This window comes from Micromonospora sp. WMMA1363, from assembly GCF_030345795.1.
Classification (GTDB): Bacteria; Actinomycetota; Actinomycetes; order Mycobacteriales; family Micromonosporaceae; genus Micromonospora.
Map to the genome: position 1 here is coordinate 40,237 of NZ_JAUALB010000004.1, position 23,714 is coordinate 63,950.

21 protein-coding genes are annotated in these 23,714 nt (G+C 70.0%); 5 read left to right on the forward strand and 16 right to left on the reverse strand.

Annotated elements, in window-relative coordinates:
• Positions 1 to 252: 252 nt before the first annotated feature.
• The 5 genes from QTQ03_RS28295 to QTQ03_RS28315 are packed head-to-tail and all read right to left on the reverse strand — an operon-like array spanning position 253 to position 5,144.
• The gene (locus QTQ03_RS28295; protein WP_289281077.1) at positions 253 to 1,581 is read right to left on the reverse strand and encodes an MFS transporter; all 1,329 of its coding nucleotides are present in this window, start codon (positions 1,579 to 1,581) and stop codon (positions 253 to 255) included.
• On the reverse strand, positions 1,578 to 2,810 hold the full coding sequence (locus QTQ03_RS28300) for a tryptophan 2,3-dioxygenase family protein (RefSeq protein WP_289281078.1): 1,233 nt from the start codon (positions 2,808 to 2,810) through the stop codon (positions 1,578 to 1,580). Before QTQ03_RS28300 ends, QTQ03_RS28295 begins: the two co-directional genes overlap by 4 nt.
• Positions 2,807 to 3,967 (reverse strand): aminotransferase class V-fold PLP-dependent enzyme, encoded by a 1,161-nt coding sequence (locus tag QTQ03_RS28305; protein ID WP_289281079.1) that lies wholly within the window; start codon positions 3,965 to 3,967, stop codon positions 2,807 to 2,809. The genes QTQ03_RS28300 and QTQ03_RS28305 overlap by 4 nt, the downstream gene beginning before the upstream one ends.
• Entirely contained in the window at positions 3,964 to 4,602 is a 639-nt protein-coding gene (locus QTQ03_RS28310; protein WP_289281080.1) for a tryptophan 2,3-dioxygenase family protein, read from the reverse strand. The genes QTQ03_RS28305 and QTQ03_RS28310 overlap by 4 nt, the downstream gene beginning before the upstream one ends.
• Positions 4,603 to 4,649: 47 nt before the next feature.
• A complete protein-coding gene (locus QTQ03_RS28315) occupies positions 4,650 to 5,144 on the reverse strand; it encodes a hypothetical protein (protein WP_289281081.1) in 495 nt (164 codons plus the stop codon).
• A gap of 616 nt (positions 5,145 to 5,760) precedes the next feature.
• On the opposite strand from QTQ03_RS28315, the gene QTQ03_RS28320 reads away from it, so the two are divergent.
• The gene (locus QTQ03_RS28320) at positions 5,761 to 6,204 is read left to right on the forward strand and encodes a hypothetical protein (RefSeq protein ID WP_289281082.1); all 444 of its coding nucleotides are present in this window, start codon (positions 5,761 to 5,763) and stop codon (positions 6,202 to 6,204) included.
• Positions 6,205 to 6,335: 131 nt separating this feature from the next.
• On the opposite strand, the gene QTQ03_RS28325 is transcribed toward QTQ03_RS28320, so the two are convergent.
• The 10 genes from QTQ03_RS28325 to QTQ03_RS28370 all read right to left on the reverse strand — a co-directional run bounded on the left by QTQ03_RS28325 (position 6,336) and on the right by QTQ03_RS28370 (position 16,864).
• A complete protein-coding gene (locus QTQ03_RS28325) occupies positions 6,336 to 6,980 on the reverse strand; it encodes a hypothetical protein (protein ID WP_289281083.1) in 645 nt (214 codons plus the stop codon).
• The gene (locus tag QTQ03_RS28330; RefSeq protein WP_289281084.1) at positions 6,977 to 7,579 is read right to left on the reverse strand and encodes a hypothetical protein; all 603 of its coding nucleotides are present in this window, start codon (positions 7,577 to 7,579) and stop codon (positions 6,977 to 6,979) included. The genes QTQ03_RS28325 and QTQ03_RS28330 overlap by 4 nt, the downstream gene beginning before the upstream one ends.
• Positions 7,576 to 8,907 (reverse strand): type IV secretory system conjugative DNA transfer family protein, encoded by a 1,332-nt coding sequence (locus QTQ03_RS28335; protein ID WP_289281085.1) that lies wholly within the window; start codon positions 8,905 to 8,907, stop codon positions 7,576 to 7,578. The genes QTQ03_RS28330 and QTQ03_RS28335 overlap by 4 nt, the downstream gene beginning before the upstream one ends.
• Before the next feature lie 425 nt (positions 8,908 to 9,332).
• A complete protein-coding gene (locus tag QTQ03_RS28340) occupies positions 9,333 to 10,613 on the reverse strand; it encodes a putative type IV secretion/conjugal transfer ATPase (RefSeq protein WP_289281086.1) in 1,281 nt (426 codons plus the stop codon).
• A 305-nt stretch (positions 10,614 to 10,918) separates the two neighbouring features.
• The gene (locus tag QTQ03_RS28345) at positions 10,919 to 12,460 is read right to left on the reverse strand and encodes an SCO6880 family protein (protein WP_289281087.1); all 1,542 of its coding nucleotides are present in this window, start codon (positions 12,458 to 12,460) and stop codon (positions 10,919 to 10,921) included.
• Positions 12,461 to 14,173, reverse strand: a complete 1,713-nt coding sequence (locus QTQ03_RS28350) for a hypothetical protein (RefSeq protein WP_289281088.1) — start codon at positions 14,171 to 14,173, stop codon at positions 12,461 to 12,463.
• On the reverse strand, positions 14,163 to 14,903 hold the full coding sequence (locus QTQ03_RS28355) for a hypothetical protein (RefSeq protein WP_289281089.1): 741 nt from the start codon (positions 14,901 to 14,903) through the stop codon (positions 14,163 to 14,165). Before QTQ03_RS28355 ends, QTQ03_RS28350 begins: the two co-directional genes overlap by 11 nt.
• A gap of 14 nt (positions 14,904 to 14,917) precedes the next feature.
• Entirely contained in the window at positions 14,918 to 15,697 is a 780-nt protein-coding gene (locus QTQ03_RS28360; RefSeq protein WP_289281090.1) for a hypothetical protein, read from the reverse strand.
• Positions 15,694 to 16,035, reverse strand: coding sequence for a hypothetical protein (locus QTQ03_RS28365; protein ID WP_289281091.1), 342 nt, complete (start codon positions 16,033 to 16,035; stop codon positions 15,694 to 15,696). Before QTQ03_RS28365 ends, QTQ03_RS28360 begins: the two co-directional genes overlap by 4 nt.
• The gene (locus QTQ03_RS28370) at positions 16,019 to 16,864 is read right to left on the reverse strand and encodes a MinD/ParA family ATP-binding protein (protein WP_289281092.1); all 846 of its coding nucleotides are present in this window, start codon (positions 16,862 to 16,864) and stop codon (positions 16,019 to 16,021) included. Before QTQ03_RS28370 ends, QTQ03_RS28365 begins: the two co-directional genes overlap by 17 nt.
• 587 nt (positions 16,865 to 17,451) lie before the next feature.
• On the opposite strand from QTQ03_RS28370, the gene QTQ03_RS28375 reads away from it, so the two are divergent.
• The 4 genes from QTQ03_RS28375 (at position 17,452) to QTQ03_RS28390 (ending at position 22,836) form a co-directional block, all read left to right on the forward strand.
• Positions 17,452 to 18,417 carry a VldE C-terminal domain-containing protein gene (locus QTQ03_RS28375; RefSeq protein WP_289281093.1) on the forward strand — a complete coding sequence of 322 codons (966 nt, stop codon included), beginning with the start codon at positions 17,452 to 17,454 and terminating at the stop codon, positions 18,415 to 18,417.
• 99 nt (positions 18,418 to 18,516) lie between these two features.
• Positions 18,517 to 18,795: a hypothetical protein gene (locus QTQ03_RS28380; protein ID WP_289281094.1), complete on the forward strand. Its 279-nt coding sequence runs from the start codon at positions 18,517 to 18,519 to the stop codon at positions 18,793 to 18,795.
• A gap of 448 nt (positions 18,796 to 19,243) precedes the next feature.
• Positions 19,244 to 21,208, forward strand: a complete 1,965-nt coding sequence (locus tag QTQ03_RS28385; protein ID WP_289281095.1) for a hypothetical protein — start codon at positions 19,244 to 19,246, stop codon at positions 21,206 to 21,208.
• 71 nt (positions 21,209 to 21,279) lie between these two features.
• Complete coding sequence (locus QTQ03_RS28390; protein WP_289281096.1) at positions 21,280 to 22,836, forward strand: coiled-coil domain-containing protein; 1,557 nt, start codon at positions 21,280 to 21,282, stop codon at positions 22,834 to 22,836.
• A 62-nt stretch (positions 22,837 to 22,898) separates the two neighbouring features.
• Here QTQ03_RS28390 and QTQ03_RS28395 read toward each other — a convergent pair whose 3' ends face one another.
• Complete coding sequence (locus QTQ03_RS28395) at positions 22,899 to 23,516, reverse strand: recombinase family protein (RefSeq protein ID WP_289281097.1); 618 nt, start codon at positions 23,514 to 23,516, stop codon at positions 22,899 to 22,901.
• Positions 23,517 to 23,714 lie beyond the last annotated feature (198 nt).

Here is a 23,714-nt window from a genome sequence, read left to right on the forward strand (position 1 = left end):
TTAGCCCCTCGCGAGCAACATGACGTGACCGCCGGCCAGTGTGGCGCCGATCGGCACGCCGACAGCCGACCCACGGATCGGGTGATGCCGCCGGCATCACCCACCAACGCTCATGCGTCACCGAGCCGATCCCACTCATGCCTGGCTAGGGACCGGGGGCGGCCAGCCGGCCGGGACAGGCGGCGCGGAAGCGGCGGCCCGCAGCCCGGACGTCAAGAAGCCGTGGGCAGTAGGACGGTGATGCCGCCGGCATCAGTGATGGCGCTGCCAGCGTTGACCGCCGACGGCGTTGACGGCGCCGATCAGTGAGACCAGGGCCATACTCCCGAGGGCCTGAGCCTCGTCGCGTGACGCGGCCACCACGGCGGTCCCGGCGGCACCGCCCGCGAACGCCGCGAAATAGACCAGTCCCGCTGTGCCTCCGCGCGCGTCCGGACTGACAGCGTTGACCAGAGATGCGATCACCAGGTGCCCCACCGAGACCGCGATGAACGCCCCACCAGCGGCAGCGACCAGCACCGGCGGGACCGGCCCCAGCACCAGCGCCGAGATCTGCACCATGGCCAAGACGACGAGCACCACAGTCAGCTGGATCTCCCGGTCGAGGTTCCACCGTCGCTGCCGGGCGAGTACCGCGCCGGCTATCGCGCCCGGCACCAGCACCGCCCCGGCCGCCATCGGTGCCCATCCCCGCCCGGCGAGCGCCTGCGCGACGACCGTGCTCATCCCAAACAGGACCGCGTATACGCAGGCTGCCACCACACACACGCGGAGGACGAGAGCGTCAACCAGGCCCGTCGGGATCACGGCATCGTCCCGCCGGCGGATCCACCACCACAGCCACACGCCAGAACAGGCCGCGATGGCGGCCAGCGTCAGCACCAGGGTCGTGGTCACCAGCCTGGCATGCAGCACACCCAGAATGGACGCCGCGCACACGGTCAGCAGCAGCGCCCCGAATCCATCGACCCGGCCCTCACGTCGCCGGGCCCGGCCGTGACCGTTCCGGATGACCGCCGGCGCCATCACCACCGACAGCACGGGCAGTACGAGTGCCGCCCGCCACCCGGCCAGCGCCGTCACCACGCCCCCGATCAATGGGGCCATCGCCACCCACAGGGCCATCATCGCCGCCACCATCGCGGTCACCCTGCCCCGGTCGGCGGGATCGACGCCAGCGCTCATGCTCATCACCGCCGGGACCACCGCTGCTGACCCCACGGCCAGCACCATTCGTCCCGCCAGCAGCGTGGACGGGCTACCACCGGCCAGGCACACGGCTGCCCCGATCAGCATGTACGCCGAGCCTAGGGCGAGGCAGGTCCGCACCCCCCACCAGTCGATGACTCGTCCGAATATGACCACACCGACACCCAGGGCGATGGCGTACCCCGACAGCAGCCACGCGCGGGTCACCGCTGTACCGGCGCTGTCGCCGGCATGCGGTAGGGCCACCGCGGCGGCGAGCACACCCGTGGTCACCGGACCATAGAGCAGCCCCCAACGCAGCCCCACCCAGGTGGGATTCGCGCCAGTCAGACGGTCGGTGATGCCGCCGGCATCACCGGTGCGGGTGATCACTCGGCCCCACCCCGTCTGCCGTTGTCGTCGTGACGGGCGGGGTAGGTGCTGTTGAACACCGGTGCTCGCCGCACCTGGTCAAGGTAGGGCGTGCCCGCCGTGTACCCGGTCCCCTGCTCGCCGGCGAGCATCCGGACCGCGAGTGAGTAGTGCGTTCGCCGCCACGAGGTCAGGGCGTCGGCGAACCGGGCCATCGCCGGCGCCATCACCTCATCGGCAGTCTCCGGCCGCAGCGCCCGCACCTGCGAATCGATGGTCGGCTCGCCTGCCAGCACCCGCGCCCGCACACGGGGTGCGGCGTCGTAGGCGATCGACTGCAACCGGGCCAGCTCAGGCCTGCGGCACAGCGACTCCACCAACTTGTAGTTGTGGCTCTGAATGGCGCTGGCGCCCTCGGTGAACCGGCGGAACTCGTGGAATGCCTCCACCTGCATGGTCGCGGCCAACGCGAACAGCGGTGCCGACTCCTGCAACAAGCGGGCCGCCGCGTCCAGCCTGCCCGCCGCGTCGTGCGGCCGATCCGCCTCCAACAGGCCAACCACTGCGGACAGGTCGACCGTGACCGCGGCGAACGTCGCCTCCCACGCCTGGAGAAGCCGAATGAACAGCCGCTCGTCATGCACCGTCGACACGGGCATCATCGACCACGCCAACGCCCGCCGCTCGCCCTCGTCCAACTCCCCGGCGACCCGACGCCACCCGTCATCCGGGTCGTAGCCTCCCGCGACGGTCTCCTGACTCAGACCGAGCCGGCGCACGATCGGCTCCAGCACCCGCCATCCCAGCCGAATCCTCTTGGCGGTGAGCGCCGGTGACGGACGCATCGTCAGCGATGAGGCCGCGCCCTCGAAGCGCATCGCGTCAGCGACGAGCCCCACCACGACCCGGTCCCGGTACCGCAGCGATGAGGCCGCATCCTGGATCAACGTGTCATCGTCAGCAGTCGGCAACGGCAGCAACGCCAAAGCCAGATACGTGCGATAGCAGTGCCTGCCGTCGGCCTTGTCCAGCACGGCGTCCAGCCACCATCGCAGCCGCCGGCCGGCGGCGTACGACCCCTGGACGGCTGGCAGTTCCCGCCACGTGCGCTGCAACGCCCCCACCACATCCGGTGACAGGAAGTGCTTGCCCGTACGCTGGATCTCGCCCATCACGGCCATATGCGGGTAGTCGTCGGCACGCCGCGGCCCCCGCAGCCACTCGTCCACCATCTCGGCGACGCCGCTCATGCGACCCCCGCCGATCGACGAGCCTCACGAGCGTGGAGCTCCGCGATCAGATGGCACGCCCGGTCGACCTCGGCCACCGTGACGAACGCGTGCATCGCGAGCCGCACCACCCCGCCACGTGGAGCGACCGCCACCTGACGATCCGCCAGCCACCGTGCCACCATCTCCGGCCGCGACTCACGGACGGCCAGGTGCGCGCCATGTTCCTCAGCCGGCACGGGCGTGCTCACCGTCACCCCGGCATCCCGCAGCCGCTGCCGCGCATGCCCCACCAGCATCGTCACGTGCCGCCGCACTGCCCGCAGATCCAGCTCGGACAGCAGCGACAGGCCTGCGTTGGCCGCGTACACCGCCGGCACCGCCGGCGTGCCTGCCTGCAACCGCCGCGCGGTGTGCGGCCAGTCCAGCCGCCACGGATCCCACCGATGCTGCGGACACCGCCCCTGCCAGCCGGTCAGCACGGGCTGCCGTGCCCCAACCTCGCGCTCGTACACGGCGGCCACACCCGGCAGACCCAAGGTGTACTTGCCGAACCCCGTCACGAGCCAGTCGCACCACAACTGGCGCACGCTCAGCGGCTCCACCCCGAACGCCTGATAGGCGTCGACGAACACGCGGGCGCCGACACGGTGCGCCGCAGCAGCGATCTCACGCACCGGCAGCCGCACACCATCGCGGTACGACACCACAGGCACCGACACCAGCGCCGTCCGCGTATCAATCGCGCGCAGGTAGTCCTCGGCGCTCACGCGGCCGTCACGGTCACCGACGATGACGAGTTCGGCACCCCGCTGGGCCATCCACACGTGCATCACCCCGGCGAACTCGGCGCTGGCCGCGACGATCTTCGGGCGGCGGGACGTCAACTCCACCGTCGACGCCGCCTGGAACGCACCTGTCGTCACGTCCGCGATCAACGCGATCTGGTCACGGCCGGCGTCGATCGACGCAGCGACCCTGTCGCGCAGCTGCTCCACCTGGTACTCCCACACCTCCCAGGCCGCTGCACCCATCGCCGCGAGCATCGCGCGCATCGAGGCCTCCAGCCCCGCCCAGGGCGGGGCGTAGCTGCAACTGGCTAGATGCACCCGATCCTCGGCAAGACCCAACGCCGACCGCATCACGTTGGCAGGCGCGGTGGGGGAACTCGAGATCATCCGACCCTCTCCCCCACCGCGCCCCGGGCCGCCCACAGACCGGGGAAGTACCTGTGGTCGGCCAGCATCATCAGCGTCCGCACCGGCATGCCCTGCGTCCCCACCGACCCGCGCCCCACCAGCCGCTCCGCCAGCAGGTAATGCTGCATCCGCCATCCGCGTACCGCTGCATCCACGTCCATCATTCGCTCGGCTAGCCGAGCCAGCTCGTGTTCCGCCCGCCCCTGGCACAGCTCCAGCAGCGAGACCCCCGCAGCCGCGCACCGCGCACGAAACGCCTCGTCCAGTCGACGCCCCGCCCGTCCCAGCTGCGCCCATCCCGGCGAGTCGGTCCCCGACCCCGACCCGAGCCGGGGCCGCACTGCGGCGAACCCCTGCGGCGTCAAGTGTCTGCTTAGCATCAGCAACGCCCCCGGCAATCGACCGACCGCGTCGCCCGCGCGGTGCGTCGCCATCTCAGCCGCCCCGATCTCACCAACCCGCACATGCCGCGCGGCGGCATCCATCGCTGTCGCGGCCACGACCAGCCACAGCTCTGACACCTGATGCACCACCACGAACAGCTGCTCATCAGGATCGTCCGGTTGCAGCGCCCGCAGCACGTCCGTTTGCATGTAGCTGGCGTACTCACTCACCGTCTCGCCGCACTGACTACCCGCGCCAGATCCCATTTGTCTTCCAATCACGTCCACTCCGTGTAGGACAGATCCGCGTCCGGGCGGTCCTGGACCTGCTGCTCGCGGTGCTCGCGCCTGAGCGCCAGCCAGACGCGGACATCTTGGTGCCGCGCCGCCCACACCAACGCGAGCCCATAAGCCACGGCCCCACCGGTGCTCGCGAGCCGCCCATCCAGCCCTAGCCGATCACCCAACACCGCGGGCAGCAGCACGGCCGATGCTCCCGATCCGGCCACCACCGCCCAGACACCCGCCAGCCGTCCCGTCTCCACCACCGACAAGCCCGCCACCACCGCGCCCACTGCGGAGACCACCATGACCAGGACCGTGAGTACGTCGACCAACACCGATCCGACCGAGCTACTGCCTTCCCAACTGGCCGTGACGCCGACCGCCACGGCCCCCGCCGCTACCGCCCCCATGTAGCAGCCTTGCGACACCAGCCGCACCAGTCGCGGCACGGGCTCGCTGGCAATGCCGGGCGACCTGATCCCACTCATCCCACCCCCGAAAGTCCAGCCCGATAATAGGTACCAAACTCAGGGTTGAACAACACTATTGAGCCCAGAGTCACGATCGAGCATGCTTGTGATGCTGGCGGCATCACCAAGGGAACGGCACGCCGACACCAGCAATAGACCGCGCGGCCCCCGCAGTCCGCTCGGGGCCAGGCCCACTCAGCCGCGCTCCCCACTCCTCGCCGAGCCCAACCGGTCGATGTCGTCGATCGCCAAACTGCTCGGCATCTCCCCGCAGCACCCTTACAAGACCCTGCCCGAACCCGTCCCGCCACAGCTCACCCGGGACCGCCTGGCGGCGCAGATTGCCGCCAGGCCGCCGACCGGCGGTCGTTGCCGTCCGTGGAGCCGGACGACCCGGCCGGTGACACCCCCGCCGTTGACGTGCGCTGCTGACCCTGCGGTAGCAGGGGTGCACTATCGTGAGACACCACGGCCAGATGCGTACCGCCGTCCGCCGCAACCTCGGGCGCCCACGCCGCCCGAGGCACAGTCGGCCAAGGTCCTCCGGGGCCCGCGCAGCAGCACAGAAGACCTTTCATCCGGCCCTGTCCTCGTCGGCGGGAAGCGTGGGAGTACCGCCAGGCTGGAATCGACCGTGCCGAAGAAGCAGTCCACCGCCGCGCAACGCGCCCGTGAGGCCGCGCGCCAGGGCGGCAAGTACACCCAGGCCCTCCGCAGCAGCACCGAGAGCCCAGTAGCCAACGAGCCGGACACGTTCGGCGGCCACGAGTTCGAGTACGAGCAGGAGACCGACCTGTTCCGCTGCTCGGAGTGCCGGGTCTACGAGGTGTTGGTCCGGGAGTCGGACGGACCGATCAAGCCGTGCACCGGCCTGGTCGGCTACGGCGGTGACTCCGAACGGGTCTACCTGCTGCTGACCGAGGACCGGCGCTTCCGTACAGCCACGCGGGCTTCCTGGCGAGGAAGGTGCGCAGCGCCGGTATTGGCCGGGCGCCACGGTTCTCGTACCGCGACGGGAAGCTGCTGGTCGAGTCGGCACCCAGCGTCGTCGCCGACCTGGCCCGCCGGATCGCATTGATCACGTCAGCCGTCGACGGCCGAGAGGTGTGCGTCGTGGCCTCGGTTGACCACCTCACCGCCGAGGCCGGCGGGGCCGTCCTTGCGCAGAACTACGCGGCGTACGTTGCCAAGTACGGCGAGCCCGCGTAGTCACTCACCGTCGGGGCCCTCGTGTTGGTCCTGCTCAAACCATCTGATGCTGTCCACGCCGATCAGCTCGACCACCGGCCGAGAGGCCATACCGCCGCGGTGATCCGGGCGTGGGGCTGGCCGGTAGGTCACAAGCACAGCATGCATGCCGTCCACATCGGATACCGCCAGCCGGACCCCCTGGCCCGCATGCGACGCCTGATAGGGGGCGCGGTCCAGGGTCACCTCCGCGATCACTCGTAAGGCAGCGGATGCCGCCGCCGGATTCTCGGCGATGGCCCGCACGTCCGACACGGCAGGAGTCCACACCGAAAGATCTGTGCTGCCACGCGGCATACCCCGGTTCCGGAGCACCGGAATGGGCAGCTCCGACACCCCGGCCAGCCGCGCCAGCTCCACGAGGGTGGTCGGCGCGGGGCCCGCTCCATGCGCCAGCCGCTGCTGGACCTGCCCCACGCTGCGCCGGTCAATCTCCACCGCAAGGCGCCGTATCACCGCATCCCAGATCGGCAGCGGCGCGAGGATGGCCTCAGGCGTGCCGTAGAGACCCACGTACACCACGCCGAGATCGCCGCCAGGACGCCGCCAACCTTCGAGGTACCGGTTCAGGCTGTCCCTGACCGCCCGCACCGTGGCGGTGATCATGCTGCTCCCTCAAGTAGTCGCGCGATGGCCGCATCGAACCCGCTATCGGTAACGATGGCCTTCCGCCGCCGCGCTACATGCCCACCGTTGGCCACGCACTCGCGCAACCCCAGTTCCTCTCGCAGTCGCCGCAGACACGGCCACAGCACCCGATCATGCCAAACGTTGGGGGCATCGGTCGCTGCCATCCCCCGCCTCGGGCTGTACGCGGTCTGGTAGGACGCCATCAACGCCGCCAGCTCCCGCACCGCCCCCGGATGCTCATACCAACACGGCGGCACCGCGTGCGTTGACAGCTGCAACTCGTATGTCGCGTTCAGAGCGTCGACGAACCGGCGGATCTCGTGCAGCATCTCCACCCGCATCGTCACATGAGTACCCTCCACGCTGGTCGTGGCCTGACGCTGTCGGCGTTGTGCTACACGCACCGCCGAGTTCGCCGGCAGCCGGTAGCGCGTCCGTCGCCGGCGGATTCCCCGAGGCTTCGCACCCCCAAGCGGTGTAGACGCCAGGAACCCCTCGATGTTGGCCAGCCGTCCGTCCATCGCCACGACGGCATCGCCAAGGTCAGCCAGCAGGTCACCGTGGTCCGGTGTCACGGGGATTCCTGCACCCTACCGGCCACGATGTCGGCTACCCTCGCTGCGCTCTTCTCGGCCTCGTCCGCCCAGTCGGTATCCCAGTACGGCACGAACTTGCTGATCACCGGCGGTGCCTGTCGATACAACACCAGCGCGTTGCCCGGCGCCAGCTCCCGAATCTCATGTGGACGTACCCGTGGCCGCTCCCGTGAAACCGTGGTCGATGACACGCCACCACGCTCACTGACGGTCGTCGAGCTACTGGCCACGTCCACCTCCCCAGCTAGCTGACTCTGCTCGGCGAGAAACTCGGGCTCACTGGTGCCACCCATGATCAGTCTAGTCGTTGCGGAGGCAAACACCTCAGCGGCGCCATCTCGTCCCCACCGGGCCCGGGTCTGCCCGAGCCCCTGCGAACCGATCACCATCGTCACGCCCCGTCCACCCGAATCCGACATCAGTGCCGGCAGGTTCGGCAATGGGCACTGCGCGACCTCATCGATCACGACCCGCAGCGGTGGATCCATCCGTGGGGGTGCCATCCGCTGGGACACCCGCCGCGCCAACCGCATGATCTCGTTGACCAGCGTCGTCACGAGCGGCGCCACCGTCGTGCCGTCGCCGACCACGACATACAGGGTGTCCGTTGATTCCAAGAACGCCTGCACGTCGAAACCCGTGCCGGCCGGCGGACAACACATCCGCAACAGCCGCGCAGACGCGAACGGGGCTAACAGCCTCTGCAAGGTCTTCCGCGTCGAGTCCAACGGGCCCTCACGTGCATCCCCCGATGTCAGGGCCTCCAACTCCTCGGCCCACATCGGCGCCGCCCGCGGATGGGTCCGCAGGATCTCCCGCGCGGGCAACGTCGGACTGTCGATGCGATAGCCCCACTTGATGACGTCCTCCATTGTCGCCCTGTCCAACGCTGCGGCGTGCAGGAAGCAGCGCAACACATCTCGCGCCTGACTCTCGAAGAAGTCACCATTGCGGGTTTCGGCGCTGCGCGGGACCGCAGCAGCGAACCCCTCGGCGCGGGCCATCGCGACATCAGGGTCCTCACACCCGGCCACGGGCGACCACTGAAGCCCGGTCGGCCATCCCACCACGTCGCCGGGATCGAACACCCACACCCGCCCCCGACGGCGCCGCGCCAGGTACGTCGCCCGCAGCACATCAGCCTTGGTGGACACCGCGACCGTCGGCCCCGGCGATGTCCGCACCATATCGATGATCACGGCCGCCGTCTTCATCGAGCGGGGGCCACCCACCACTGCGATTGAGTCCTCCAGCTGCCCGTACAGCCGCTGCTCTGAGCCCTCCGCAGTACCCAGCACCACCGCCACCTCCTCGATCGCAGCCTTATGCTTGTCCGCCATTCTCGGTCGTGTCTGCCCTGCTGACCTCCGCGCTGCCTTCTCACCGAGGAACGGTGCGAGCGCCCGCCTGGTCCCCATGCCCTCGCGGCGACGATGTCGATACCGTCGCGCCGACCACCACCAGCACGCCGCTGCCGTCACCGCCACCCCAACGCCGAAACCCGGCCACACGAGCCACGGAGATGGCACCGGCCGGTCATATCCCGCCAATGGATTCGCCGGCGCCCGCAGCACAGCATCCATCGAGTCCTGCACGGTCGGCACCGCGACCCCGCTAACGGCCGCCGCGACCAGCACCGCCACATGCCACAACACCATGACCCCACCGACCAACCCGAGCAACAGCCACAGCGGCCCCCCACCGCCAGCGCCGCTGCGTGATGCCGCCGGCATCACGCGGTGCCGTCCCGAGACATCCCGCTCATCGCCGCATCTGTGTCGGTGATGCCCACCTCCCACGCCGACCGGAGGTGCTGCATCATGATCGGCGCCCCAGTGTCGATCTTGAGGAAGCACACGCCCTGCGGAAGCGCCATGAGTTCGTCGAGCAACTCGGGTGGCAGCGAGTAGAGGTCAAGGCATCGTTGCGCGTCCGCGGTCCGGGCCTGCGAGTACAGGTAGACAGTGGCGGCCTCCTGCAACATCGCGACAGCCGGCGAATCCTCCGGGATGTCGGACACGTGATGCAGCGCCACCACATTCGCCAGCCCGAGTCCCCGGGACAATTTCGCGTTCCGTTGGAAGATCTTCGCGCCGACCCCCTCAGAAAGATGCCACCCTTCCTCCGCTACAAACGTGGTGAGCCAGCCGCGCTCCCGCCGCAGCATGTTGGTCAGCCATGTGTTGATCACCGTCATCACCAGCGGGATCGCCGGGCCCTCCGTCGATAGCTGAGACAGGTCGAATGTGGTCAGCCGCGCGGCCATCGTCACGTCCGACGTCGTCGGCCCGTCAAACAGCCCAGCCAGGTCATCACCGATCAACCGTTCAAGATCGAACTTCATCCCCAGTGCGGCCTCGGCCCACCGCTCCCGCACCGCCGGCGACGCGCTCTCCCCGAAGACCTGGCCAGGCGGCGGGTGCGTCAGCGCCGCCACCACATCGTCGAGTACCGGCACTCGCTGCTCAACCTCCGCCGCCCGCAACGCCTTGAGATGCGCGGCGCGCAGCGCCGCACCCTGCCACGAGTCCGGCTCTCGTCCACTGGCCGCGTGCACCACAGCCCGCAACAGTTGCAGCTGCCCTGCCACCTGGGTCGCCTCCTGCGCCGACACCCCGATCACCGGGTCGAGGAGGTTGATTCGACTACCTCCGCTGCCCACCTCAAAGCGCACCGGGGTGCCACCGAGTTGGCGGCACAGCTCGCTGTACTCGCCCTCGCCGCCCTGGCTTTTCCGGTCGGCCACGACCGCACGCCGGCGGCGGAACGTCAACGGGCGCACCACGTACACCGTCTTGAGCAAGCTCGACTTGCCCTCGCCGAGGTCGCCAAGCACCACCACGTTCGGCGACGATACGATCTTGTTCTCGTACGCCGAGAACGGATCATGGTAGACGGGCTGCCCCGTGGTCAGATCAATCCCGTTGGCCAAGCCCTCGACATTGGTCGGCGGCGCGGAGATCGCTGTACATAGCACCTCCGCCTGCCGGGTGGTACTCGGAATGCCCGCCACGCGCGGCGAGTACAAGCCCAGCCGACCGAGCATCCTCCACCGCCGCCACCGCCATGGCTGCGGCGGCATCACTGCGGGGTCTGCGTGGTGGTCGGTTGGGGGTGATGCCGGCGGCATCACTGCGGGGTCTGCGTGGTGGTCGGTTGGGGGTGATGCCGGCGGCATCACTGCGGGGTCTGCGTGGTGGTCGGTTGGGGGTGATGCCGGCGGCATCACTGCGGGGTCTGCGTGGTGGCCGGTTGGGGGTGATGCCGGCGGCATCACTGCGGGGTCTGCCTGCTGTTGGTGTCGGTGTTCCCCCGTGATCACTCTGGTACCTCCATTCCCCGCCAGACTGGCCAGGTCGCCGGCAAGGCCTCGTCATGGCGTCGATCGAGCCAGTCGAGGTGCCCGATTCCGCACTCGCCGGCCGCGTCCGCAGCCGACGTCGACGCGCGCAGGACGTCGTCCATGCTCGGTGCTGACACGCAGATCCACCCGGTCCACATCGCACCGTGCACGCCAGACCCGGGCTGGAGATCTGCCAGCCGCTGTGCCGACGCCGACATCTGCACCGCCCGTGTGCCGTCGTCGACCGCGCCACGCCGCACGGCCTCGTTTGTGAGACCGAGATCCACAGTCAGGTCCTCCCGTGCTTGGCGACGGGCCCGCGCGGCGGGCTGTACCGCCACACACACGCTGATGGTCCGGTGCACCGGCCTATCAAGGCCGTGGAGCAACGGCGCGATCCACCGTGTGTGTACCGGTTCGGGAGTGACACCGGACCGCGGTAGAGCCGCCACCCGATGCCACCACCTGCCGTCGGTCAACACGGCGCGGCGGTGCGCGACCGCTGGCCGCAGCCAGGTGTCGGGGCCGACGTCAACGGTCTGGTCCAGTGGCCAACTCGGGTCGTGCAGATGCCGCAGCAGCGCCGCCATACGGTGGACCGTCATCAGCCGGGGATGCCGCAGGTCTGCCGTTACCGCCAGGCTCGCCACCCACTCAGCCTGCGCTACCGCCAGCCCCACCCACCCCTGCTCACCCTCGCCGTAGCCGCGCGCCTCGGCCGCGAACGCCACCGACAGCGGCAGCCGGATCACCAGGTAGTGCCGCACCATCTCCGACACTCCTGCCGTCATCCGCACCAACTCGGCATAGGACTCTGTCAACACCGTCGGTGCGTCCGGGTCGATATGATCGGCGGCCCACCGCTCGTGCGCGGCCGAGTCCAACGGCACGATCCGCGTCACTGACTGCACCCCGCAGATCAGGCCGCCCTGGCGAGCGAGCCGTGCCAGTAGCCGTCCGTAGGCTGCCGCCGCTCGGTCATAGTCGTGCTGCGCGCGCAATCCGGGCGGCTGCCCGTCGACCTCGACCGCTACCGACAGATACGGCCGCTCCCCCGCCGGCTCGTGCAGCAGCACGGCGGCATCGACGCCGGCAGCCGACAACCACCGCAAGCCCTCGAGTCCTGGTGCCTCGTCGCGTACCGTGCGCGCCCACCGCGCGGTCGCCCGCCGCTGCGCTCTCGACCGGGGTACCGGCACCGGCTGGGCCAGGTGCACCGGTAGCAGCGTGGTCTCGCCCCGGCGCTGCCGCTGCCACCACCGCCACCGCACCGCGAATTCACGGCCTGGCGAACGCCCGGTCACACCGCTCTGCCGGGTCGCCACGAACGCGCCACCGGTAGCCAGCAGCGCCGCACCGATCCCGACCAGCCCGTTGAGTCCCAACGCCAGCAGCATCCCGACGCCGAGCGCACCACCGAGCACGACGTTGCCCACCCGGCTACGGCTGCCACCCAACAGCCCACGGCGGCGGATCTCCCCGCCGAGCCGCGCCGTCCGCCCCACCGTTGCCGACACCTACTCCCCCTTCACCACATCACTTGCGCGTTCGGCCTTGTCCTGCGCCGCCCGCTTGGCCGCGTCCCCGGCCTGCACGATCAGCGCGGCTGCGGCGGCGGTACCACCGGTTCCCGCCGTGGTAGCCCCTGCGCCGGCTCCCGCCGTGGTAGCCCCTGCGCCGGTACCGGCTCGGCCCCCATCAGCTGCTGCCCGGGGCATCCCCGCAGCGGCCGCCGGTGTGTCTGTAGTCGACGTCGACCCCGTCTGCGGCGTCTGCCCCCGCTCGCCGCTCGCCGCCGCTCGTGATGCCTGCGCCGGTGAGGATGCCCGCGCCGCCGCACCAGACGAGGTCTCAGGTCCTCCCGTCGACAATGGCGGTGAGGCACTCGCGGCTGGGCCTGGTCTCGCACCGGGAGGCGAACCCATCCCGCCAGACGACGGGTCCTGATAGCGGCGATGCGACAGGTGCAGCATCGTCGACTGCGCCACCGAGCCCAACGCGCCCCCAGACGACGACCGTGACGCCCGCCCCACCTGCTCGCTCGCGCCGGCTGGCAACACCGGCGCGTACTTGAGTAGCGTCCACGGTGCGAGACCAACGATCAACAGCGCGAGCGCCGCCGTCAGCGCCGTGACCAAGGCTCGAAGCCCGTCATCATGGATGGCGTCTACGGTCAACGCCGAGTCCGCCAGCCGGCTCACAGCTCCCACGAGGAAGAACAGCAGCGCCCGCGCGAACACCAACGCCATCCAGGTCATCGGCAGCCGCAGCGCCCGTTTCCGGGTGCCCGGGTCCACCAGCATCACGAACGCCACCGCCATGACCGCCCCGGTCAAGTACAGCGCGAGAACCTGCACCAGGAGGCCGCCGATCAACCCAATCACACCGAAGAACGCGATCACCAGGACGAACAGCGCCACCAACGGCCCACCAGGAAACGCCCCCACCTGCGACAGGTGCAGCATCACCCCCAGCTTGGCCGCCAGCGAGGCGATGTCACTGGCGAAGTAGTCGAGGATGCTGTCTGACGCCGCGTCGCTGAGGCCTACCAGGAGATGGCCCACCGCGGGCCCGAAGATCACCAACAGCACCGCCGTGGGCGCCCACCGCCACAGCGACTCCGCCAACTCCTCTCCCGTGACATCACCGGCGGACGCCCGGTACAACACGCGCATGATCATGACGACCAGCACGAACATCCCGATCCCCGCACCCGCCGCGTACGTCGTCAGGAAGCTCTCCGACGCGATATTCGGCGAACTCAGATGCACCAACTCGCCGAACACCATCGACAGCAACGACTCCAACGAGTCGGCGAACGCCTGCGCCAGGTGCAGCAACGCCGAATTGACCGGATCGGTGATGGCCTCCGCCACGCCCCGCAGGTCCGCCACCCGCGCCTGGTACTGCTCGTACACCCCGGCCATCAACGAGGCCAGCGCCTTGCAGGGATTCCCGACGACCGGGAGATCCGGCACCCACCCACAGACGCTGTCCGCCCACTGCGGTGACCCAGCGCGGCCACTGAGCAGATCCTCTGTCAGCTTCCGTTCGCACTCCTCCTGGTATTGACGAGGCACCTCGTCCATCCCCAGCATCTGCGCGCAGCGCTCCGCCGCGACCTCCGCCGCCGCGCGGTCCTCGGCGTCATCCGCACGCGCCGGTGACGCCGGCATCACCGCAAACACCAACCCCACCACCACGAGCAGCGCACGGGCCCTAGCAGTCACCGGTGTACCTCTGAAAACCACCGGCGGTCAGGGCAGCGGCCAGCCGATCCAGGTCCCCGTCACGCACATCCGTCCCACGCAGCGGCTCCAAGCCAGCAGGCACCGCCACCGCGGTGTCCGCCGACACCACCGCCCAGCGCTCCCCCTGCCGCATCAACCGCACGTCGATCACGCGCCAGTCGTGATGCTGAGCCTCCTGGGTGGACCACCGCACCGGCGTCAGCACCGTCACCGTCGGTGTGAGCGGCTCCGGAGACACCATCCACGCGCCCCGGCCCGGATGCGCCGCAGACGCCGTCATCTGCGCCAGATACGGTGCCTGCCCCTCATACAGCGCCGTCAGCTTCGGCGATCCCAGCGGATCGCCGATCATCCCGATCGTCTCCTCGGCCGTCGCCGCACCGAACGCCATCGACTCCGTCCACCGCACGACCGCCGCAGCCGTCCCCGCAGCCCCCTCGGGCCCACTCGGCGCGGTCACCGCCTCCCGCACCGCCCGCGCCGGATCCGCACCCCCCAGACACGCCGACACCGCCGCACCCGACGGAGACGCCTCCACCGACACCGCCGCACCACCAGGCGACGACGGCCCGTGCCCCCCGGCCCGCCACACCAGGACCACCGCCGCCCCCAGCGCCGCCGCCACCACCACGCCCAGCACCGGCAACACCGAAGACCGCCGCCCGTTCGGTGATGCCGGCGGCATCACCCCATCTCCACCTCGCGCCATCGTCTCTCCCTGTCCTACTCACCGGTGTTGGCATACAGTCGCCAACCCTCACCCAGCCGCGACAACAGCGCCGTCCGCTCCAACCGCGACGGCGCCGCCACACGCGGATCCGGCCCGTCAGCGAACGCGAAATCCGCGGTCAACCGCCAGTCACGCACCGAGTCGTCCCACCGCAGCGACACCGCCGCCCGCCGCCACCGACCCGGCCCCGGCCGACCCCCGGGCGGCACCACACCCAGCTGGTACAGGTGCCAGACATCCACCCGCGCCGACCCGCCGTCATAGGAGGCAACCCGGTATGCGCCCCGGTCCGCCCACACCGTCGCCGACAGATACCCCGCAGATGGCCGCCCCGACGCGGGCAGACCCAACGCCGCCGCCCGGTCGGCCAGCCGCGTGCCCGCCGCCGCCGAGAACCGCGGATCCCCCACCGCGGCCAGGATCAGCCCCCGCCGCCGGGCATCCAACGTCGCGGACCCCTCCACGGTGGCCAACCACGCCGTCGCGGCGGCGACCGCACCATCAGGCGACCGCGCGAAACCAGCAGGAACACCCGCCTCACCCACCCGCGTCGCCCCGTACCCGGAAGACACACCGCCCACCTCCAGCGACCGAGGAACGGGATGCGCCACCGACCGGCCCCCCGGCGACGCACTGCCCGACGTCGACGGTGATGCCGCCGGCATCACCCCCGGCCCGCCACGCGGCAGCACAGACACCACCACACCCGCGATCAGCGCCCCCACCACCACGGCGACCGGCAGCGCCACCCACCCCCGCAGCACCGTCCTCACCCGACCACCGTGATGATCGCTCCGACAATCACCGGCAGGCCCACCAGCCCCGCGAGCGCAGCCGCCCGCAGCTTCACATCCCCCGCTGCCTCCGACATCATGTGCGCGTTCCCGACCCTGCGGGCCTGCGCCATGTTCAGCATCGCCGCCCCGAGATAGACCGCCGCCGCCGCGATCATCAACGCCCACAGACCACCCACCACACGCACCCAGGTCGACTGGAACGCCCCCCCGAGCACACCCAGGTCTGGCGTCACCCCGTCCAGCGGGTTCTGCACCCCACCACCCGGATCCGGCGCGGCCAGGACACGACCCCACAACTCATACGCCAGCCGCACGACGCTCCTCTCCCCGTTGCTCATCACCCACCGACAGCGAGTCGACGACCGCCGCCGCCACGCGCAGCAGCGCCTGCCGCGTCCTCACCGACAGCGCCCGATACGACATCCGCGTTCCTGGCTGGATCGCCCGATCGAACGGCAGCACCACCACCTCACGGACCATCTCCCCGTACAGCTGCCTGATCTGAGCGAGGATCGCCCGATCAACCGCCGGGTCCGCGCACGTCGCCACCACCACCGCCCGACGCACCAGGTCATCCCGGCCCATCCGCTGCAAGTGCTCCAGCATCCACAGTCCGGTGTCAGCCACATCGGCCTGCACCGTGGTCGGCACCACCAGACAGTCCGCAGCCCACACCGCCGACGACCAGTTCGCCGCCCGCACGTTGTTGCCCGTGTCGATCACCATCAACCGGTAGAACCGCGACAACGCCGCATGCAGCCGTCCGAACGCCACCCCGTCGACTATCTCCATCCGGCCCGGAGCGTCATCCGAGGCGAGCACATCAAAATACGCGCTCTGCGGTCGCACATACCGGCCGAGACGACCAACACTCGCCCGCGCCGACAGGAAATCATCAACGTCGCCGAGTAATCCGAGAACGGTGCCCGCACCATTACTCGCCCCGGCCTCCGCACGCAATCCGAGGGTTCCCCGCGTCTCATTGTTGTCCCAGGCGAGAACATAGCCACCGCGATAGGCGCCATACGTCGCCGCCAACAACATTGCAACCGGAGTCTTCCCCGCCCCGCCTTTCGGATTCGCCACCACCACGGTTTGCGTACTCGCGAAACCCCGCAGCACACGCGCCTCGTCGGCCCGCACCCGGGCCTCCCTCCGCGCCGGCCTCAACCGCAGCAGCCCCCCACTGACCCGGTTCGCCGCCCCCCGCCAGCCCCACACAGCCGGCGGCCCGGCCACAACCCCATCGAAACGTCCCGCCTGGCCCACCTCCGCCGCACCTCGCCGACGCTCACCAGCCTCGGTGATGCCGCCGGCATCACCCCCGGGCTCCTGCGCATCACCCACCAGCGCAGCCGGATCCGATCGCTCCGGCCCCGCGCCCCCCGCGGCCGCCGGCTCCGCCAAGGCAGCCGGCGGCGCTCCGTAGGACCGCGCCCGATCGGCATTCGGAAAGAGCCCCGCAGGCTCAATGAGACCCTGTTCATCAGTTGACACCGTAGTATGGTACCCAACTATGGACCGAACGTGTGAAGGATGCTGCGAGTGTTACCACCGCGACAACCCACAGTCACCCATGCCCCGCCCGCCCACCTCGCGCCTGACGTCGCCGACGGCCCCGCCTGATCGCCTGCCAGACGCGAAGATCGGCAGACGATCAGAGAAAAAGGAGTTGCAGATCCCCTCAGATGTGGTACAATGCGCACCCTTTGGGCGGTGGGTAGCAGGCCATGAAACACGCCGCACTCGCCACCACCGCCGCCCTGGTCCTGCTCGTCGGCGCAGTCCTGCTGGTAGTCCAGCCCGCGTCAACGGCCGCCGACGCCACCACCTGCCTCACCCCCGAGGGTCGGACGTGGACGCTCGACGCCGAGCAACAGGCTCACGCCCAGCTGATCGTCGACATCGGGCGGCAGCGCGCCGTCCCCGCACGCGGATGGGCCGTGGCCATCGCGACCGCCGCGCAGGAATCGAGCCTGCGCAACGTCACCGAGCCCGACCCACACGGATCCAGCGGCCTATTCCAGCAGACGCCGCCCTGGTGGGGCACACGCTTGCAGGTCAACGATCCGACCTACGCCACGAGCCGCTTCTACGAGGCCCTCACCCACGTCACCGGCTGGCAGACCATGCCACTGACCGTCGCCGCCCAGGCCGTCCAGAACAGCGCCTACCCCGACCACTACCGCCAGCACACCGCCACCGCCATCACCGTCATCCGCGACCTCACCGGCGTCGAACTCGACTGCGCCCGCATCACCACCACCGGCGCCGACCCCGCACCCCGCAACCCAGACGGCTCCTGGCCCACCGAGGCCTGCACCATCGCACCGGACCCCACCACCGGCAGCGGCTGCATCACCCCACGCCTTGCCCACCTCGTCACCCAAACCACCGCCGCCGGCTACCCCGACCCCGGCTGCTACCGCCCCGGCCACCGAGGCGAGCACCCCAAGGGCCGTGCCTGCGACTGGATGATGACCGCCGGCGGCGACGCCACCGGCAGCCAAAGACAGACCGGCGACGCATTCGCGACCTGGGCCGTCGCCAACGCCGATCGCCTCGGCATCATGTACGTCATCTGGTACCGCCGCATCTGGACCCGCGCCGACGGATGGCACCCCTACAACAACCCATGGGGAGGCAACAACCCAAGCGGATGGCACACCAACCACATACACATATCCGTCTATTAACCGCCCCGGAGGAACGCCCAAATAATGCCGACCACATTGACCACAACACGCCGGCCGAAATTGTGGTACGTACCGACCCGGCCATGGTTAGATGATCACATGGCGCGCAGAGGAGCCCGGCTCGGATCCGCACAGCGAGGCAACCCGCCCTCGTACGACATCACGTCAGGAGCCACCTGGCGACCCAACCCGACCCTGGAGCCCGCCCAGGCGGTCAAACTCCTCCGCGCCATGGACGCCATGGGCACCAGCGCATCGGCCGTCATCAACGGGCTGCTCGCCCGCATGCCCGTGGATGACACCGGTCTGCCCCTCTGGGCCACCCGCCCCGAGCAGGCACCCCAGCTCGACCTACCCGACAAGTCCTACGCCGCCTGACCCCCCGGGAGGCCCACCAGCAGACATGACAACGCCCCGGCACCAAGACCGGGGCGTCCCAGCGAGGTAAGCCGAAGTCCCACCTCCGGCCCACCTCTGACAAATTCACATCGCACTCAGTCCGAGATCCCCTGGTTGCCCGCCGCGGTGGTCCCGAACCGAGTAGCGCTATGCCTGTGGAGGCGTCGCTGCCATGACGGTAGCACCCACTCCGCCGGTCCGCATCAGCACGCCCCAAAACACCCAGGCGTGTCGATCCGTGCCTGCGACCCAGACCCCTCTCCCCGGCCTGACGCCAGCGAGAGCCCACCCACCGGCGATGCCCACCGCATCGCCGCCCGACCCCCAACCGCCTAGCAGCCTAGGAAGCACCACCGAGGGTGAACCACACGCCATAGCCGAGCGCACATGGCAAGCGCTCACCCCACACCTCACCCGTAGCCCCCACATGCGGCTACGCCGCTACAGCCGACCCCTGCGCCGGCACATCTACCCGACCGACCAGGCACTCACCACCAACCTGCCAAGCAGGCCAGCCGCGCTGCGCCTGTTCGGCAGCGGGGGAGTGGCATGGGCGATCGGCCTCGACTTCGACCCCAAGGGCCACAGCGCCGCCACGGTGGCCGAGCACGCCGCCGACGCCGCCCGCCTCTTTGCGCGTCTCGGCGGACGGGCCATCGTGGACACCGCCACCAGCGGCGGCCGCCACGTGTGGGTGCCACTGTCCGTGCCGATGACCCTGCGCCAAGCCCACCAGCTTGCCCACGCCTGCCGCCGGCTCTGGCCCACCCTGGACATCAGCCCGACCGTCAACCTCGCCGAAGGATGCCTCACCGGCCCCGGATCACGATGCAAAGACGGCCGCTACCGCACCCTCGTCACCCCCTTCGACCAAGCCGTCCAGGCCGTCACCCGCCGGTCCGCCCACGATCTCGTCGACCGCGCCCTGACACTGCTCGCCGAACTGGTCGGCCCCATCGACCCCGCCGACGTCGCCGCCCGCCCCACCACCACGACGCCCACCGGGGGAGCGAGGCGCCCCCTCAGCCCCTCCCACACCCACATCGCCGAACACGGCATCTGGCCCACCGACCGCACCACCGCACACGGCCAACCCTGGACCCGCTCCGAGGCGTGCTACGCCGTCCTCTGCGCCGCCGCCCGACGTGGCTACACCATCGGTGACGTGCTCGACCGCATCGAGACGGGGCAGTGGCCCGGCCTGCTCACCCTCTACACCGGCCGCTACCGCCACCACTGGCGCCGCCGCCTACAGGCCGAGTGGACCAAGGCCCGCACCGCCGCCGCCACGGCACCGTCCACACACCCCACACAAGCACCCCAAAACACAGGGGGGGACTCCCGAGAGAGCACAGAACGTGATTTCGCCCGCCGCTGGCTCGCGACCATTACCCCCGTGGCCGACCAACTCGTTCCCGGCCGCGCCCGCCACAACACCCACGCCCTGCTCTGGTCACTAGCCTGGCTGGCCTGGCGCACCGGCCGTCGCCACATCGAGGCCGGCACCCGCAGCTACGCCCGCGGCTGCGCCGGCCTGCTCGACCACAGCACCGCCGCCGCCCTGCTCGCCCACCTGCGCGAACTGCCCGACGACCAGCGCCCCATACGCCGCATCAGCAGCGGCCGAGGCACCCACGGCGACCTGTACGAGCTGGTCATCCCACCCGCCTACGCCCTGGACGCCACCGACCCCGCCACCCACCCCGACCCGCGCCCCATCCCCGCCGTGTTCGGCGTACGCGACCCCGACCGGCCCCACACCAAGCTCCTCGGCGCAACCGGATGGCGCGTCTACCAGGCCCTAACCAGCGGCGCGACCGGCACCGCCGCCCAGATCGCCCGAGCCGCCGGAGTCAGCCGAGCCGAGACCTACACCGTCCTGCCGATCCTCACCCGCCTCAAACTCGCCCGCAAGATCGACACCTCGACGCTGGCAACCGCTAGCGGTTGCGGTGCGACCTGGCAGGTAGGGGAGCAGACCACCGAGCAGGCCGGGGGAGACGTCGACGCTCCAGGCCACCTATCCCAGCTCGACAAGCGCCACCAGGCCGAGCGCGCCCACTGGCGCCAGGTCCTCGCCGCCTACGCCGAACGCCGTAACCAGGCCATCGACCGCAGCCCCGAACCCGACGAACCGCTGTGGTGGCCACCCGGCTGGACCACCGAGCCACCCGAGCCCGGCGCTGACACACCGGGCCAACCCCACGGCGTAGACGCCCACCAGCAGGAGCCGCCCGCCGTCGAGCCAGGGGACGCACACGACGACGAAACCGCCGCGATCACCCTGCTGACTGCCGTCTTCGGCGCCCGACTCATCCCGCAGCAGCGCGTAGCGGCGCCGAAACCGTCGCTCCGCTGGCTCGTCCATACCGGGCGGAAGCAGGCCAGATAGGAAAGCGATAACGCTTAAGCGTTTTGACGTTCGAACGCACAAACGCTTAAGCGTTGTGCTAGGATTAGAGAATGACCGATGAACTCGCGCCGCCACTCCCAGACGATGCGCGGCAGTTTCGCCCCGAAGCCGCCGCCGCGACCTGTCGTTACCCTGACTGTGGCCGCCTCGCAGTCGAGGCCAAGGGTCTGCTGTGGTGCGAGAAACCCGACCACGCCGGCTGCCTGTACCCCGGTTGCCAGAACCCCGTGAAGCCGCGCGACGCGGGCCAGAGCAAGCCATACAAATACTGCTTCCAACCGCTACCCAGCAGCCAGGACGTACTTGAGGAGCACAACAAGGACACCGCGTTTGCCGAACGCAACCGACTCGCCCGACGAGGCATGGTGATGCCGGCGGCATCAACTCCTGACCCAACCCAAGGCGGATTCTCGTTCGCCAACCACACGCTCGCCACCGTGCTCGACGACCAGCGCAAGATCCTGACGGAATTCAAGCGGATCATCGAACGTCAAACCCGCGCGCTTGCCGACATCAACGACCCCGAGGTCAAGGAAGCCGAGATCGCTCGCATCCAACTCGACCGCGACGCGAAGGTCACCGCCGCCGACACCGCCCGGTTCGACGCCGTACGCAGGGCACAGGAGGCCGAAGCCCTCCTCATAGAAGCCACCGAGCACGCCAACGAGGTGCAGGAGAAGCGCGAGGACGCTGACCAGCGCGCCGAGCAGGCCGCCACCGCAGCGGCCGCCGCCGAAGAACGCGCCGCACAGGCCGAACAGGACGCCCGGCAGGCCCGAGCCGAAACCGACGCCGCCCACCGGGACCGCGACGAAGCAACGTCCGCGCTCGCCCAAGCCCAAGCCAACCGGGACGCAGCGATCGAGGCCCGCGACGAAGCGCTGACCACCGCCGAGCAGGCCCGCCAAACCACCGAACAGGCCCGCACCGCCGCCGCCGAGGCCGAGCACCGCGCGGCCACCGTCGCACAGGACGCCCAACGGCGGATCACCGAGGCCAACAACGCCAAGGCCCGAGCCGACGCTGACCGCGACGCCGCCAACGAGGCCCGCCGAACCGCCGACGCCACCGCCGCCCGCGCCGAGGAACGCGCCACCACCGCGCAGCAAACAGCAGCCACCGCCGAAGCCGCCCGAGAGCAAGCCGCCACCACAGCCGACGAGCTGCGCACCCGGGTCGCCGAACTCGCACGAGATCTCGCCACCGCAACCGCCGGCCGTGACGCCGCCAACCAGGCCCGAGACGACGCCCGCGCCCAGCTCGAAACCCTCACCCAGCGCCTAACCGACACCGAACGGCGCCTCACCGACACCAACGCCGAACGCCGCGCCGCCGACACCGCCCGAGCCACCGCCGAGGAAGCCACCAACCGTCTCCGCGAGCAACACGAAACGCTCCTGCGCGACCACACCCAGACCGAACGCCGCGTCGCCACCCTCGAAGCCGAACTCGACGCCGCCCGCCGCGAACAGGCAACGGCCGACACCAACGCCGAACGCCGCATCACCGACCTACGCCAAATGTACGAGGCCCGCATCGCCGACCTGCACCGCGACCAAACCACCGACGCCACCGACGGTGAAACCCCACGGGCCACCGAGCGATGAGCCGCGCACCTCGACGGGCCCGCCCGTAGTTTCCAGCGAAAAAACAACGCTAAGAAGTTGATCTAGCTACTCGCCTGGGTGTCGGATTCGGCGCTGAGGTAGCGGTGCAGCGAGGTCTTCGGGATGCCGGTTTTGGTCGCGATGGCGCCGAGGCTGGCACCTTGGGCCTTGAGGAGCCGGGCGTACTCGATCCGGTCAGCGGGATGGGCGACGGGCCGGCCGATGTGGCGGCCTTTGGCCTCGGCGATGGCGCGGGCGTTGGCGGCGCGTTCGGCGGTGAAGGTGCGTTCCATCTCGGCGAACAATGCGAGCAGCAGGAACGCGACGCGGCCCATGCCCTCGTCGGCGGTGTTGATCGGCAGCGGGTCGGCGAGGGACCGCACGCCGATGCGGCGTTCGGCGAGGTCGTGGACGAGGTTGAGGACCTCGCGCAGGTTGCGGCCGAGCCGATCGAGGGTGTGCACGACGATCGTGTCGCCTGGCCGGGCGTACTTCAGCAGGGCGGTCAGGCCGTCGCGGTCGACGGTGGCGCCGGTGCGCTTGTCGGTGAAGATCCGCTCGTCGGGGATGCCGGCGGCGGCGAGGGCGTCGAGTTGGCGTTCGAGGCTCTGCCTGGTGGTGGAGACGCGGGCGTAGCCGAGGTCGAGCCCGGCCGGCGGGTGCGGGGCGGCGGCGGTCACTCCCGGATCGTACCGGTAGTCGTCGCCGTACCAGCGTTTCGGAACGGTGATTGTGGAACGAGTTGCGGAATGCTTGAAGGGCGGTTCTGGGTGGCTGGGCGGGCCGCTGTGCGGGTGTTCCACTTCCATGGATCTGGAACAGGCCGAGTCAGGCTCGGTAGGGTGCTTGTTACACACTCTTGGCAATAGCCATGCCGT